13 protein-coding genes are annotated in these 14,236 nt (G+C 65.3%); 8 read left to right on the top strand and 5 right to left on the bottom strand.

Annotated features, from left to right (window positions below):
- Positions 1-47: 47 nt before the first annotated feature.
- Positions 48-302, bottom strand: coding sequence for a PepSY domain-containing protein (locus HYN69_RS14015; RefSeq protein WP_108436282.1), 255 nt, complete (start codon positions 300-302; stop codon positions 48-50).
- A 207-nt stretch (positions 303-509) separates the two neighbouring features.
- On the opposite strand from HYN69_RS14015, the gene HYN69_RS14010 reads away from it, so the two are divergent.
- A complete protein-coding gene (locus tag HYN69_RS14010) occupies positions 510-854 on the top strand; it encodes a hypothetical protein (protein ID WP_108436281.1) in 345 nt (114 codons plus the stop codon).
- Here the strand turns inward: HYN69_RS14010 and HYN69_RS14005 are convergent.
- Complete coding sequence (locus HYN69_RS14005) at positions 851-1,849, bottom strand: Hint domain-containing protein (protein ID WP_159082486.1); 999 nt, start codon at positions 1,847-1,849, stop codon at positions 851-853. The two genes, HYN69_RS14010 and HYN69_RS14005, sit on opposite strands and share 4 nt — an antisense overlap.
- A gap of 304 nt (positions 1,850-2,153) precedes the next feature.
- Between HYN69_RS14005 and dapE the strand changes: the two genes are divergently transcribed.
- Positions 2,154-3,314: a succinyl-diaminopimelate desuccinylase gene (gene dapE / locus HYN69_RS14000; RefSeq protein WP_108437225.1), complete on the top strand. Its 1,161-nt coding sequence runs from the start codon at positions 2,154-2,156 to the stop codon at positions 3,312-3,314.
- A 1-nt stretch (position 3,315) separates the two neighbouring features.
- Positions 3,316-3,732 (top strand): GNAT family N-acetyltransferase, encoded by a 417-nt coding sequence (locus tag HYN69_RS13995; protein ID WP_108437224.1) that lies wholly within the window; start codon positions 3,316-3,318, stop codon positions 3,730-3,732.
- A 241-nt stretch (positions 3,733-3,973) separates the two neighbouring features.
- On the opposite strand, the gene HYN69_RS13990 is transcribed toward HYN69_RS13995, so the two are convergent.
- Together HYN69_RS13990 and HYN69_RS13985 are read right to left on the bottom strand one after the other, a co-directional pair.
- Complete coding sequence (locus HYN69_RS13990; RefSeq protein ID WP_159082485.1) at positions 3,974-4,345, bottom strand: thiol-disulfide oxidoreductase DCC family protein; 372 nt, start codon at positions 4,343-4,345, stop codon at positions 3,974-3,976.
- A 30-nt stretch (positions 4,346-4,375) separates the two neighbouring features.
- The gene (locus HYN69_RS13985) at positions 4,376-5,458 is read right to left on the bottom strand and encodes a fatty acid desaturase (RefSeq protein ID WP_108436278.1); all 1,083 of its coding nucleotides are present in this window, start codon (positions 5,456-5,458) and stop codon (positions 4,376-4,378) included.
- A gap of 288 nt (positions 5,459-5,746) precedes the next feature.
- Here HYN69_RS13985 and HYN69_RS13980 point away from each other — a divergent pair, with 288 nt between their 5' ends.
- The 4 genes from HYN69_RS13980 to ligD all read left to right on the top strand — a co-directional run bounded on the left by HYN69_RS13980 (position 5,747) and on the right by ligD (position 11,495).
- Entirely contained in the window at positions 5,747-6,379 is a 633-nt protein-coding gene (locus tag HYN69_RS13980; protein ID WP_108436277.1) for a LysE family translocator, read from the top strand.
- A 98-nt stretch (positions 6,380-6,477) separates the two neighbouring features.
- Positions 6,478-8,175, top strand: a complete 1,698-nt coding sequence (gene ctaD, locus HYN69_RS13975) for a cytochrome c oxidase subunit I (RefSeq protein ID WP_108436276.1) — start codon at positions 6,478-6,480, stop codon at positions 8,173-8,175.
- Positions 8,172-8,999 carry a non-homologous end joining protein Ku gene (ku, locus tag HYN69_RS13970; protein WP_108436275.1) on the top strand — a complete coding sequence of 276 codons (828 nt, stop codon included), beginning with the start codon at positions 8,172-8,174 and terminating at the stop codon, positions 8,997-8,999. The genes ctaD and ku (HYN69_RS13970) overlap by 4 nt, the downstream gene beginning before the upstream one ends.
- Positions 9,000-9,002: 3 nt before the next feature.
- Complete coding sequence (gene ligD / locus HYN69_RS13965) at positions 9,003-11,495, top strand: DNA ligase D (protein WP_108436274.1); 2,493 nt, start codon at positions 9,003-9,005, stop codon at positions 11,493-11,495.
- 236 nt (positions 11,496-11,731) lie between these two features.
- Here ligD and ku (HYN69_RS13960) read toward each other — a convergent pair whose 3' ends face one another.
- Complete coding sequence (ku, locus tag HYN69_RS13960) at positions 11,732-12,526, bottom strand: non-homologous end joining protein Ku (protein ID WP_108436273.1); 795 nt, start codon at positions 12,524-12,526, stop codon at positions 11,732-11,734.
- 165 nt (positions 12,527-12,691) lie between these two features.
- Here ku (HYN69_RS13960) and HYN69_RS13955 point away from each other — a divergent pair, with 165 nt between their 5' ends.
- Positions 12,692-14,206: a M10 family metallopeptidase C-terminal domain-containing protein gene (locus HYN69_RS13955; protein WP_159082484.1), complete on the top strand. Its 1,515-nt coding sequence runs from the start codon at positions 12,692-12,694 to the stop codon at positions 14,204-14,206.
- Positions 14,207-14,236 lie beyond the last annotated feature (30 nt).

Below are 14,236 nucleotides of genomic sequence, written 5' to 3'. Positions count from 1 at the left end.
TCAGACCATCGGCGGGCTACGACCGGCGCAGCCCGCCAAGACGCGGATCAATCCGCTTCGGCGCCATGCTCGACCGGCTTGAGGTCGGCGTCGAACCACAGTTGCAGCGTCGCGCCGTCCTTGACGACATAGGCTTCGATCAGCCCGTCCTCGGTCTCGACCTTGCGGACGTCATAGCCTTCGGCAACCAGTTGCGCGGTCAGCTTGTCCTTCACCGCAGCGTCCACCGCATCGCCATCGGCAAAGGCAGGGGCCGACAGGCAGGCAAAGGCAAGCGCCACGGCGGTCAGGGTGCGTTTCATTCGGGTCTCTCCATCAGCATCCGGTCAGGGCACAAGCGCCCCGCTTCCGGTGCCCCCCACTTGCCCCTTTGCTGCACCGCCGCAAATTGACCAAAGGTTACAGACTGCCCCGAAATCCCCGTCTGCAACCCCAGTTGCAGAGGCCCGACGCTTTGCGCTTTCCCCGCGCCAGTGCTAACAGGGCCACAAAACACGCAGGACCACCCCATGACCGACGAGACGGAAAAGCCCAAAAAGGAAAAGCGCCCGCAGCAGGTCTATACCCTGGTGGTCGAGGTCGGCCGCAAACCCGGTGACGGATTGCCCGCCAAGGCGACAGGTGCTGCCCTGATGATCTATGCTTCCGGCGTGGACGAGGACGAGGCCGTGCGCGAAACCGTGGCCATCCTGAAACAGGCCGACCTCGCGCCGCTTGATGTGTCGGGCTACGGCACGCTCGACGACCGCGTGGCCGCAGGCGACGAGATCGACCCCGAGGAACGCGCCCTGATGCAACGCGCGCTCGACGAAAACTCGGTCGTCGTCGCCCAGATGACCCCGTTTTTCGACTAACCCACCGCCCGCTGCGGCAACCTGCCCAGTTGCGCCAACAAGGGCACCGCCTCGTAGCGGTCCAGCAGCCGCAACGGCAACTCCAGACCGGGGGGCGGCTCGGTGCACAGCGTGCAGCCCTGCACCTCGATCAACTCGGCCCCGCCCAGATCGACCGTGATGCCTTTCACCACCGCCCGCCGCACCTCGGCCAGCGCTGATTGCCCGTCGACCAGCAGGTGCGCGGGAACCAGCACTTCCTCTTCGCCGAACAGGTATTCCGCCTCCGGCCCGCCCAGCCGCACCAGTTGCTCGCCTGACACGAGGATATCCGAAGCCCCAAACCACGGCGCGCGCAACAGGACCGGCTGGAAACTGCCCCGCGCCGGAACCGCATGCCGCGCGAGACCAAGGATCGGCACCAACCCGTTGCGCGTCACCACCACCTCGCCCACCCGCAAGTCTTCGGCGGCGACCGGCCCGCGCACCGTGCGAAGCTTGCTTCTCGGCCCGACCCAAGCCCGCCGCGCAGGCATTGCGCCGCCGGTCACGCCAAACCAAAGCACCGCGTCATGCCGCTGCCCGCGCCCCGCGCATAGGTCGGACAGCATCCCGGCACCCAAGCCCTGCACCCCGCGCCCCTGCGCCTCGATCCGCAGCCCCGTGCCGTGACCGTCGGTCAGCAGCCCGAATTCCAGCCGCCACAGGTCCCGCCCCGTATTCCAGCCGAATTCCAGCCGCGCCGTCGCACGGTCGACCGGCAACGGCCCGGGCAGTTCGTGCCGCGTCAGGCGACCGTCGCGGCGATGCAGCACCGAAAGCCCGGCGGCCGCGTCATGCAGGATGGAAAACACCTCGGCCCCGTCCGCACTGCGCTGGTCAAGCAGCACCTGCGGCCCGTCGATCGGCAGCCGCAACTCGGCCACGAACAGCCCGTCCGCCACATCGGCCCCGCCCGTCTGTCCTGCCCTGTCCGAAAGCGCTATCCAGTCCGTCCCCGACCCGATCTGCACCATCACCACACCCCATCTTCCCGGGTGCAAAACGGATATGCCATGGCCGCCCCGCGAACGCGCTACGCGCATCCGGTCCTGTCGGGTCTGCTCTGACGGGCACATTGGCCCAACCGTCCTGCCTCGGGACATTGTTATTGCCCCCACCGTAGCGAAGCGCATCCGCGCTGTCACCAACATCCGAAAGGATGGGTCGCGCGGCACGGGGCGGGTGACTCAACGGCAACAGTCGCGCGGCCTTGCCGCCCAACTTGCCCCCGCCCCGCCAAGCCGCTATCCCTGCCGCACCGCGCAGCCCGAGGTTCCGATGCCCCCCACCGATCCCGCAGCCCCCACCGATCCCGCAGCCCTGACCGCCGCACTGATCCGCTGTGCCTCTGTCACCCCTGCCGAAGGCGGCGCGCTGGTCCTGCTCGAAGACCTGCTGTCGCAAGCGGGCTTTGCCTGCACGCGGGTCGACCGCAACGGCACCCCCAACCTTTTCGCCCGCTGGGGCGCACGCGGCGCGAACCGCAGCTTCGGCTTCAACGGACATACCGACGTCGTCCCCGTGGGCGACCTTGCGGCATGGACGCACGACCCCTTCGGCGCCGAAACCGAAGGCGACTGGCTTTACGGACGCGGCGCCACCGACATGAAATCGGGCGTAGCCGCCTTTGCTGCCGCCGCCATCGACTTCGTGCGCGAAACGCCCCCCGACGGCGCCGTCATCCTCGCCATCACCGGCGACGAAGAAGGCGATGCCACCGATGGCACCGTGGCGCTCTTGGACTGGATGGCAGGGCAGGGCGAGCGGATGACGCATTGCCTCGTGGGCGAACCGACCTGCCCCGATACGATGGGCCAGATGATGAAGATCGGCCGCCGCGGGTCGATGACCGCATGGTTCACCGCCCAGGGCGTGCAGGGCCATTCCGCCTATCCGCACCGCGCCAAGAACCCGATGCGGGCGCTGACCACACTGTTGTCGCGCCTGCCCGATACGCTGGATGCAGGCACCGCGCATTTCGACGCCTCGACCCTGCAGATCACCACCATCGACTGTGGCAACCCCGCCAACAACGTGATCCCCGCCAAAGGCAGCGCCACCGTCAACATCCGCTTCAACGACAGCCACACGGGCGCCGCCCTCGCCGACTGGCTGCGTGCCGAGGCTGCCAAGGTCGAAGCCGAAACCGGCGTGACCATCGCCACCCGCATCCAGATCTCCGGCGAAAGCTTCGTCACCCCTCCGGGCGAATTGTCCGCCCTGATCGCCCGCGCAGTGCAGGCCGAAACCGGCGTCACGCCGGAACTCTCCACCACCGGCGGCACCTCGGACGCCCGCTTTGTCAAGAACCACTGCCCGGTGGTGGAATTCGGCCTTGTGGGCCGCACCATGCATCAGGTCGACGAACGCGTCAGCATGACCCAGATCCACCAGTTGAAATCCATCTACAGCCGCATCCTGAAAGATTACTTTGCCTGAAATCCTCATCAAGCCCACGACCGACATCGAAACCTGCCGCCGCCTGCGCCGCATCGTGTTCATCCACGAACAGGGCGTTCCCGAAGCCGACGAACTCGACGACCTCGACGGTCAGGCGATCCACCTTCTGGCAACTGTAGACGGCGTCCCCACCGGATCGGCCCGCCTGATCGCGATGGGAGAAACCGGCAAGATCGGCCGCGTCTGCGTCTTGCGTGACGCGCGGGGCACCGGCCTCGGCGCGGCGCTGATCCGGCAAGCGGTCGAAATCTTCCGCACCATGCCCGGCATCACCCGCGCCAAGCTCGGCTCGCAAACCCATGCCATCGGCTTTTACGAGCGCCTCGGTTTCGTCACCACCGGCCCGCAATACGACGACGCGGGCATTCCCCACCGCGATATGGTGCTAACCTTCTGACAGCGGAAAATGACGCATTTTCCGCGCCGGAATTTGGCGCAAATTCCGCACCCACCCGTCACGATCCGGAATTTGCGTCAAATTCCGCCGCGAAATCTGCGTCAGATTTCGCCCTGCCGCCCCTGCCGCCGCAGATGCGCGCGGTAAAGTACGGGCGCTGCGATCCGATCATAAACGAAATCCATCACGGGCCGCACCACACGATCCGGAATTTGCGTCAAATTCCGCCGCGAAATCTGCGTCAGATTTCGCCCTGCCGCCCCTGCCGCCGCAGATGCGCGCGGTAAAGCACGGGCGCTGCGATCCGGTCATAAACGAAATCCATCACGGGCCGCACCACCGGCCAGCCTGTCACCATCGCCGCCCAGCGCCAGCGTGGCAACCGCGCCCATATCGCGCGGAACGCCGCCATCCCCGACAACAACTCGCCGTCCAGCACCACGTGCAACCGCTGCGCCGCCGCGTCCTGCGTCAGCCCCCAGTCGGCAGCCTTCGCCACCGGATCGAAGCCCATAGCAATCCCGTGGCTCTCGGCCAGCCTGCGATAGCTGTCGATCTCGAACCGGCAAACCGGACAGGTATCATTGTATAAAACGCGGATATCGTCGCCCATGCGTCCCATCTAGCGCGGGCAACGAAACCCTCAAGCTGCGCCGTAAAGCCGCTTCGCCTCGCGGAACGACATCAGCTTTTCCCGCTTCTCGTCCCACAGGTGCAGCCCCACCGACTTCAGGCTTTCCCACGGCGTCAGGCGCTGTGCTTCGTCCAGCTCCTTATGGTCGCGCAAGATTTCCGGCAGCCGGTAGAACGGCACGCGGCTGTAAAGGTGATGCACATGGTGGATGCCGATATTGGCCGACAACCACTGCAACGGCTGCGGCAGCACGTAATGCGACGATCCGGCAAGGGCCGCATCATGCAACTGCCAATCCTCGCCCTTGGCCCAATGGGTTTCCTCGAACTGGTGCTGCACATAGAACAGCCACACGCCCAAAGTGCCTGCCACGACCGACGTGGGGATATAGATCAGCAAAAGCGGCATGAACCCGCCCGCCCAGACCATCAGCCCCAGAGCGATCCCGATCACCGCATTGGTGCCCATGGCGGAAACCCAATAGCGCACCCCCGCCGTCATCAGCCCCACCGGCAGACGGTTCTGCACGAAGAACAGATAGGCCGGCCCCAGGACGAACAGCACCACCGGATTGCGATACAGCCGGTAAGCCAACCGCCCCAAGCGCCCGCGCGCGCGGTATTCCTCGACCGTCAGCGTGGTGATGTCACCGATGCCGCGCATGTCCAGATTGCCATGCTGCGCGTGATGCAGCGAATGCGTCCGCCGCCACACGTCATAGGGCGTCAGCGTCAACACCCCCATGCAGCGCCCGACCCAGTCCTGCACCCGACGGTCATGAAAGAACGACGCATGCCCGCAGTCATGCTGGATGCAGAACAGTCGCACCAGAAAGAACCCGTTTGCCACCGCGATGGCCAGCGACAGCCAGACACTCACCGACAGGGACACCCATGCCAGCACCCAGAGCGTGACAAAGGGCACCAGCGTCGCCGCCAGTTCCAGCACGCTGCGGCGGGTCGACGGCTCGCGATACTTCGCAAGCACCCTGACCCAAGCCACCGCATCGCGCGGTTTGGTCTGCGCTCCTTCAACCGATGTCACAAAACCTTGCCCCTCGGTACGCGGGGCCACAAACTCGGGTCGGGTCATCCTGTCGCCTTTTCATTCAGGGCCTGCGTCGGGCCCCGTTTCCCAAATGGAGCATGACAGGCCCGCAAGGAACCCCCTATTTCGTCGAAGGCTAGAAACGTTGCGGCAATGTCAGCCAAAACCCGCCCATAGGGGCGTTTGCACGCCCCGCCGCACGCCTTCGGGTTGCACCCGTGCATTCCATCTGCGGCAACCCCTGTCGGTCGTCACGCCTTCGGGCTGGTCTTGGTGCTTCTCTTTTCCCCCGATCGGCCCGATAACGCGCCGATCGGGGGAAAGGCTTTTTCGATGGCATCGCTGTTCGCCTATGCCGCAGCGCTTGGTCTGGCGGTCGCCATTCCCGGCCCCGGCGTCGCGGCCCTCGTCGGGCAGTCAATGGGTCGCGGCCTGCAATCCGCCCTCTGCCTGATGGCCGGCATCGTTCTGGGCGATGTGGTCTACCTGACCGTCGCCATCGCGGGCTTCGCCGCCATCGCGCAAACTTTTGCGGGCGTGATCCTGCTCGTCAAGATCACCGGCGGGGCCTACCTGATCTATCTGTCCGTCAAGCTCTGGACCGGCCCGACCGACCCGTCGCGCATCGCCGCGTCACGGGGCCAAAGCGGCCTCGGCACGGTCCTTGCGGGGTTTTCGCTGACGCTGGGCAACCCCAAGACGATCATCTTCTACCTCGCCCTCCTGCCCACCGTGCTTGACCTCGACAAGATCGACCTCGCGCAATGGGCGCTTCTGGTGGCCATAACCATCTGCGTGCTGACAGCGATCCTGACCCCCTACGCCCTGCTCGCCTCGCGCGCCCGCGGGCTGATGCAAAGCCCCGGCGCACTGCGGCTGACCAACCGCATCGCAGCAGGCATCATCGGCGCAACGGGCCTGCTGATCATGGCCGAGGCCGCAGCCACCCTGACAGGGCAAAGCTGAAGCCCCATCCGCAGCAATCCCGCGCGCGATTTTTCACCCCTCCGCGCGGAACGCCCCGCCCCCGACCCGTGTTCAGCCGCAAAGCGAGGGCTTTCCGCATGGTTGACGCAACCCATAACCACGACCACCCCGGCTTCCTCCAGCGCTGGTTCATGTCGACGAACCACAAGGACATCGGCATCCTTTACCTCTTCACCGCAGGCATCGTCGGGCTGATCGCGGTCCTGATGTCGGTCTACATGCGGATGGAACTGATGAACCCCGGCGTGCAGTTCATGTGCGAAGAGGGCATGCGCCTCTGGCCCTCATCCGCGGAATGCACCCCCGATGGCCACCGCTACAACACCTTCATCACCTACCACGGCGTGTTGATGATGTTCTTCGTGATGATCCCTGCGCTGTTCGGCGGCTTCGGCAACTACTTCATGCCGCTGCACATCGGCGCGCCCGACATGGCCTTTCCGCGCCTGAACAACCTGTCCTACTGGCTCTTCGTGGCGGGCGTATCCCTCGGCGTGGCCTCGATCTTCGCGCCCGGCGGCAATGACAGCGCGGGGTCGGGCATCGGCTGGGTGCTTTACCCGCCGCTTTCGACGCAGGAACCGGGCTATTCCACCGACCTCGCGATCTTCGCCGTCCACGTCTCGGGCGCGTCTTCCATCCTCGGGTCGATCAACATCATCACCACCTTCCTGAACATGCGCGCGCCGGGCATGACCCTGCACAAGGTGCCGCTCTTTGCATGGTCGGTCTTCGTCACCGCATGGATGATCGTCCTCGCCCTGCCGGTGCTTGCGGGCGCGATCACCATGCTGCTGACCGACCGCAACTTCGGCACCACCTTCTTCGACGCCTCGGGCGGCGGCGATCCGGTCCTTTACCAGCACCTCTTGTGGTTCTTCGGCCACCCCGAGGTTTACATCATCATCCTGCCCGGCTTCGGCATCATCAGCCATGTGATTTCCACCTTCAGCCAGAAGCCGATCTTCGGCTACCTGCCCATGGTCTATGCGCTCATCGGCATCGGGGTGTTGGGCTTCGTCGTCTGGGCGCACCACATGTATACCGCCGGAATGTCGCTGACCCAGCAAAGCTACTTCATGCTCGCCACCATGGTCATCGCCGTCCCCACAGGCATCAAGGTGTTCAGTTGGATCGCCACCATGTGGGGCGGGTCCATCCTCTTCGCCACGCCGATGCTGTTTGCCATCGGCTTCATCTTCCTGTTCACCCTCGGCGGCGTGACGGGGGTCGTGCTGTCCCAAGCCAGCATCGACCGCTTCTACCACGACACCTATTATGTCGTGGCGCATTTCCACTACGTCATGTCCATAGGCGCGGTCTTCTCGCTCTTTGCAGGCATCTACTACTGGATCGGCAAGATGTCGGGCCGCCAATACCCCGAATGGGCGGGGCGCGTGCATTTCGTCACCTTCTTCACCGGCGTCATGCTCACCTTCTTCCCCCAGCATTTCCTTGGCCGCCAGGGCATGCCCCGCCGTTACATCGACTACCCCGAGGCCTTCGCCCTGTGGAACTCCGTCTCCACCCTCGGCGCGTTCATTTCCTTCGCCTCCTTCCTCTTCTTCATCGGCATCGTCTTCTACACGCTGTTCTTCGGCCGCCGCCTGACCGTGGCGAACCCGTGGACTGCCAACGCCGACACGCTGGAATGGTCGCTCCCCTCGCCCCCGCCCGCCCACACCTTCGAACGGCTTCCCACCCCCGCCGACTGGGACCACCCCCACGGCGACCCGCACGACAAGCACCGCTCCGGCGGCAGGCCCGTCGAATGACCCGCGCGCTCTGGAAAGGCTGGCTCAAACTGGCAAAGGTGACGGTTCCGGTCGCCCTCTACGCCGCCGCCTCCACCTCGGACCGCGTGACCTTTCACACCCTGAACCGCGCCACAGGCCACCGCATCAACCGCCAGTTCGTCGATGCCGAAACCGGCGCCGTGGTGGACCGCGACGCGCAGGTAAAGGGCTACGAGGTTGCCCCCGACGATTTCATCATCCTCGACCCCGAAGAAATCGCCGCCGCCATCCCCGACAGCGACAAAACCCTGACCATCGAGCATTTCATCCCCTGCGCGTCCGTGGATGATGTATATTTCGACAAACCCTATTACCTCGCGCCCTCGTCCAAAGACGCCGCCGAACCCTTCGCACTGCTGGTCGCAGGCCTGCGCGCCCGCAATGTCGTGGCGCTGGCGCAAACCGTCCTTTTCCGCCGCTTCCGCACCATGCTGATCCGCCCGAACGGCGCGGGCCTTACCGGCACCACCCTCAACTTCGATTACGAAGTCCGCCCCGCATCCGAGGCCCTGTCGGACGCGCCCAAGGTCAAGATAAAGGGCGAAATGCTCGACCTCGCCCGCCACATCATCGACACCAAGAAAGGCAGCTTCGACCCCGCCACCTTCGACGACCGCTACGATGCCGCCCTCGCCGAACTGGTCAAAGCCAAGATCGAAGGCCGCAGGATCAAACCCAAGCCCGCACCCAAGGTGTCAAGGCAATCCGACCTCCTCGCCGCCCTGCGCCAAAGCGCGGGCAAACCCGACGATGCCAAGCCCGACCAAAAACCCGCCCCAAAGCCCAAACGCAAGGCAGGCTGACCCATGGCGCTCGAAACCTACAACGCCAAGCGGGATTTTACCAAAACTCCCGAACCGGCAGGGCAGGCGGCCCCGCAGTCGGGCAACGCCTTCGTCATCCAGAAACACGATGCCACCCGCCTGCATTACGACCTCCGCCTCGAATGGCAGGGCGTGATGAAAAGCTGGGCCGTCACCCGTGGCCCCAGCCTGAACCCCCAAGACAAGCGCCTCGCGGTGGAGGTCGAGGATCACCCGCTCGACTACAACAGCTTCGAAGGCACCATTCCGCAGGGCGAATACGGCGGCGGCACCGTCATCGTCTGGGATCGCGGCACATGGTCCCCCGCCTTCGACGCGGCCAAGGGCTTCACCAAAGGCCATCTCGAATTCGACCTCGCAGGTGAAAAACTCCATGGCCGCTGGCACCTCGTCCGCATCAAGGGCAAACCAAAGGAAAAGCGCACCAACTGGCTTCTGATCAAGGGCGACGACACCCACGCCACGCCCGACCGCGACATCCTGACCGACCGCCCCGAAAGCGTGCAAACCAGCCGCAGCATCCAAGACGTCGCCGCAGGCAAACCCGCCCGCAAACGCAAAGCCGCAAAACCGAAGGCCGCGAAACCAAAGGACACGAAACCCGCCCCGCAGCCAGCCGACCTCACCGACGCCCCCAAGGCCAAACTCCCCGTTTTCCTTCCCCCCGCGCTGGCCACCCTGCAAACCACCCCGCCCAAAGGCCCGAACTGGACGCATGAAATCAAATTCGACGGCTACCGCCTGCAAGCCCGCATCGACAACGGAACCGTCCAACTCCTCACCCGCTCGGGCCACGACTGGACCGCCCGCTTCGGCCCCGCCATAACGAACGCCCTGCAATCCCTGCCGGTCAATACCGCGATCTTCGACGGCGAAGTGGTGGTCGAAGCCGCCACCGGCGCCTCCGACTTTTCCGCCCTGCAAGCCGACCTCTCGGCAGAACGCAGCGACCGCTTCCTCCTCTACCTCTTCGACCTGATGCACCTCGACGGCCACGACACCACCAGACTGCCGCAATACCGCCGCTTCGAACTCCTCAAGGCCACGGTCGCCGAAACAGACCCCCTCCGCCTCTCGCACCCGTTCAACGATGCGGGCGCAATGGTGCTGACCCACGCCTGCCGCCTGTCGCTCGAAGGTATCCTGTCCAAGAAATGCGACGAACCCTACCGCTCGGGCCGCACCAAGGCGTGGATCAAATCCAAATGCTCGGCGCGGCAGGAATTCGTCATCGGCGGCTTCACCCCGTCCTCGACCGACCCCCGCGCCATAGGCGCGCTGCTCCTCGGCGTCTTCGACGGGCATGATTTCCGCAACGTGGGCCGCGTCGGCACCGGCTTCACCCATGCCGTCGCGCGCGACCTCTACGGTAAACTCGAAGCGATCCGGCAGGACACCTCGCCCTTCACCGCCAACCCGCCCCCGCCCGACAAAACCGCCCGCTTCACCAGGCCCGAACTGGTAGCCGAGGTCGAATTCCGCGCATGGACCGGCGCAGGCCAACTCCGCCACGCCAGCTTTCGCGGCTTGCGCGAAGACAAACCCGCCAGCGCCGTCACCCGCGAAATCCCCAAAACCGGCAGCGCCAAGGCCGACGCCAAGGAAGACCCCCCCGCCCGCCGCCGCATCCGTCTGACCCACCCCGACCGCATCTACTGGCCCGATGCCGGCGTCACGAAAGAGGGCCTCGCCGATTACTACGCCGAAGTCTGGCCCAACATCGCCCCCTTCGTCGTGGGCCGCCCGCTTGCCCTCGTCCGCTGCCCCACCGGCATCGACGGCCAGCACTTCTTCCAGAAACACCTCTGGCGCGGCGCGGGCAAGAACATCGCCAACATCCCCGACCCCTCCGATCCCAAAGCCGAACCCTTCCTCGGCATCAACGACCTCGACGGGCTGATGGAACTGGCACAGGCAGGCGTGCTGGAAATCCACCCATGGGGCGCCGCCACCGCCGACCTCTACCACCCCGACCAGATCACCATGGACCTCGACCCCGGCGAGGGCGTGGGCTGGCCCGCCCTCGTCACCGCAGCGCATGAAGTGCGTGAACGCCTGCAAGCCAAAGGCCTGACCGCCTTCGTCAAGACCTCGGGCGGCAAGGGCCTGCACGTCGTAGCCCCCCTGAAGCCCAAGGCAGACTGGAAAGCCGTCAAGGCCTTCACCAAGGCGATGGCCGACAGCATGGCCGCCGACAGCCCCGACCTTTACGTCTCGACCATCGCCAAGGCCAAACGCCGGAACCGCATCCTGATCGACTACCTCCGCAACCAGTGGAACGCGACCGCCGTCGCCGCCTTCTCGACCCGCGCGCGCGCAGGTGCCCCGGTCTCGGCACCGCTGACATGGGATGAACTGCCCGACATTTCCGCCGCAAACACTTTCACCACAACGACCCTGCCCGCCCGCCTCGCCACCCTTACCGCAGACCCGTGGCAAGACTTCCGCCACCATGCTACCCCGCTGCGCCCCTGACCCCCCCGATTTTTCTGCGAAAAATCGCGCGAACCTGCCAGCGGCGCGTCCTTGGCGCGCGTCGTATCCGAGTATTTGCACAAAGGTGAACACACCTGCACTTTCCCCATTCACGCTGGCTCAAATATCCCGGGGGAATCGGCCAAGGGCCGATGGGGGCTGGCCCCCCGCACCCTTTGACCAAGCACGCTGCGCCCGAAATCCGGGCGCCAGATTTTTCGCAGAAAAATCGTGCCCTAACGCTTCTTCTCCGCCGATAGGCTGCGTCTGAGAGCATCCATGATGCTGATCACATTGCCGCCCTCCGGCTCTGCCTTGGGCTTCTGCGCGCGCTTCTTAGGTGCCTTCCGCTTGCCCTCGATCAGCGCCAGCAGATTGTCCTGCACAGGATCTTTCACCATATCCGCCGACCACTTCGCCGTGCGCGCGTCGATCAGCTTGCACACCATGTCGAGCAATCCCTGCTCGGGTGCCGCATCCTGCGCTGCATCGCGGAACGCAGCATCGTCGCGCAGCTCGTCGCCATAGCGCAGCGTCCACATCACGATCCCGTCCAGACGCGGCAAAAGCAGCACCGCCCGCTCGCGCCCGCCCATCACCAGCCGCGAAATCCCCGCCTGTCCCGTCGCCGCCATTGCCGCGCGGATCACCGCGAATGCCTCTTCCCCGACCGGGTCGGACGGCAGCAGGTAATAGGGCCGATCATACCAGATCCACCCCACATCACCTGCATCGACGAAGGTCTCGATGTCGATGGTCCGGGTGCTTTCCAGCGCCACCGCCTCCAAATCCGCGTCTTCCAGCATCACATAGGCGTCCTCGCCGCGCGGATAGCCCTTGACCGTCGCTTCCGGCGCGACCACGTCGCCCGTCACCGCATCGACCGCGCGGCTGACCACCGGATGCCCCGTTGCCCTGTTCAAGGTGCGGAACCGCACCCGCTCGGTCTCGCTCGTCGCGGGCACCATCTGGATCGGACAGGTCACCAGCGACAGCTTGAGGTAGCCTTTCCAATAGCTATTCGGTGCCATGCCCCCCCTCATCCTGCTTCGCAGACCCACTGCGCCGAACCCCGCTGCCTTTCCTCGGGTTCCGTCACATTTACGGACGCTTATTGTCGCCCACCCCAAACCAGAACAGGCAACCCGCCGGCGCGCCCGACCGTTGCGAGAGCGACGTTTCATATGGAGCAGCCCATGGCACTGGATTTTTCATCAGGCAAGAAAGCCTTCAGCCCTTCGCTCGGCCCCACGCCGACTTCGCTCGCCTCCATCTTCACCGCCTCTGCCCCGACCGAAGGCTACATGGTGTCCGACTACCCCGCGACCCAGACATCCCGCCTGCGCTGGTCGCCCGACAACGTGATCTGGCACCCCGACGGCAGCTTCGACCTCGTGCTCGAACCCTCCCCCGCCGGAACCGACCGCCCCTTCGTCAGCGGCGAGGTGGCAACCACCGCAACCGCCATGACCGGCACATGGGAATGGACGCTGCAAGCCCCCGACATGGCGTCGGGTTCGGTGCTTGGCATGTTCCTGTTTCAGGCCGATCCGCAATCGCCCCGCGCCGAATATGATTTCGAATTCGTCGGCGACGACACCACCCAGATCGAACTGAACGTCCATATGCAGAACGTATCGGGCCAGATCGTCACGCTCGAGGGTGGCCCGCAAACCATCGACCTCGGCTTCGACGCCGCGCTTGGCCAGCACAGCTATACCATCGAAGTCACCGGCACCTCGGCCACCTTCACCATCGACGGGCGCGAACTTGCCACCTATACCGCCGCCGACATGATCGGCGATGCATGGCGCGTGACCGACCTGCGCGCCTATGTCGACCTTTGGCCCGTCTCGCCGGGCGGGCAGGAATACTGGGCCGGGCCTTGGGTCTATCCCGGCTCGCCGATGGTGGCCAAAGTCACCGCGATGGGCATGGTGACCCAAGGCGGCGAACCGCCCCCGACGGGCCTTGTCGGCAACGAACTGGCCAACCTGCTTGCGGGCACCATCGGCAACGACGTGATGGACGGTCGCGGCGGCAATGACACCCTCAACGGCAACGCGGGCGACGATGCGCTGCTCGGCGGTGCGGGCAACGACCATCTGTTCGGCGGCGACGGGGCCGATACCTTCTTTCTCGACGCGGGCAACGACCTGATCGATGGCGGAGCGGGCATCGACTGGCTTGCCGTTGCCAGCGCCGTAGGCGTGGCCTTGACACTGGGCAAGAGCGGCCGCGACGCCGCGATGGGCAATGACACCGTCAAGAACGTCGAGAACGTGATCGGCGGCGCGGGCAACGACACCATCACCGGCGACCGTATGGCCAACATCCTTCTCGGCAGCACAGGCGACGATGCGCTTTCGGGCGACAAAGGCAACGATGTGCTCGACGGCGGGCTTGGCCGCGACCGCCTGACCGGAGGGCAGGGCGCAGACACCTTCCTGTTCCGCAGCGCCACGGATTCCCCCCGCGGTGCAGGCGACACGATCACCGATTTCCGCGGCGGTCAGGACAAGATCGACCTGATGGACATCTCCGACCACAGCCTCACCTTCGGCAAGACCGCCACAAGCTACGGCATCTGGACCGAAGGCGATAAACGCTCGATGCATCTTGTGGCCGATGTCGACGGCGATGCGTTGCCCGATCTCGACATCGCCTTCGCGGGCAACGCGCGCTTCACCGCCTCCGACCTTATCTTGTAACGCTGGGGCGGGGGCAACACGCCCCCCCGC

Origin of the sequence: Gemmobacter aquarius (assembly GCF_003060865.1) — a bacterium.
Lineage (GTDB): Bacteria > Pseudomonadota > Alphaproteobacteria > Rhodobacterales > Rhodobacteraceae > Paragemmobacter > Paragemmobacter aquarius.
The sequence above is the reverse complement of the archived record's forward strand: the minus strand, read 5'-3'. Positions and strand labels throughout refer to the sequence as shown.

What these genes read in the sequence shown, in the direction of transcription:
- ligD (WP_108436274.1), top strand. Translation starts at nt 9,003, where the DNA reads ATGGCGCTCGAAACCTACAACGCCAAGCGGGATTTTACCAAAACTCCC.
- HYN69_RS13980 (WP_108436277.1), top strand. Translation starts at nt 5,747, where the DNA reads ATGGCATCGCTGTTCGCCTATGCCGCAGCGCTTGGTCTGGCGGTCGCC.
- ctaD (WP_108436276.1), top strand. Translation starts at nt 6,478, where the DNA reads ATGGTTGACGCAACCCATAACCACGACCACCCCGGCTTCCTCCAGCGC.
- HYN69_RS13985 (WP_108436278.1), bottom strand. Translation starts at nt 5,458, where the DNA reads ATGACCCGACCCGAGTTTGTGGCCCCGCGTACCGAGGGGCAAGGTTTT.
- HYN69_RS14005 (WP_159082486.1), bottom strand. Translation starts at nt 1,849, where the DNA reads ATGGTGCAGATCGGGTCGGGGACGGACTGGATAGCGCTTTCGGACAGG.
- ku (WP_108436273.1), bottom strand. Translation starts at nt 12,526, where the DNA reads ATGGCACCGAATAGCTATTGGAAAGGCTACCTCAAGCTGTCGCTGGTG.
- dapE (WP_108437225.1), top strand. Translation starts at nt 2,154, where the DNA reads ATGCCCCCCACCGATCCCGCAGCCCCCACCGATCCCGCAGCCCTGACC.
- ku (WP_108436275.1), top strand. Translation starts at nt 8,172, where the DNA reads ATGACCCGCGCGCTCTGGAAAGGCTGGCTCAAACTGGCAAAGGTGACG.
- HYN69_RS14010 (WP_108436281.1), top strand. Translation starts at nt 510, where the DNA reads ATGACCGACGAGACGGAAAAGCCCAAAAAGGAAAAGCGCCCGCAGCAG.
- HYN69_RS13990 (WP_159082485.1), bottom strand. Translation starts at nt 4,345, where the DNA reads ATGGGCGACGATATCCGCGTTTTATACAATGATACCTGTCCGGTTTGC.
- HYN69_RS13955 (WP_159082484.1), top strand. Translation starts at nt 12,692, where the DNA reads ATGGCACTGGATTTTTCATCAGGCAAGAAAGCCTTCAGCCCTTCGCTC.
- HYN69_RS14015 (WP_108436282.1), bottom strand. Translation starts at nt 302, where the DNA reads ATGAAACGCACCCTGACCGCCGTGGCGCTTGCCTTTGCCTGCCTGTCG.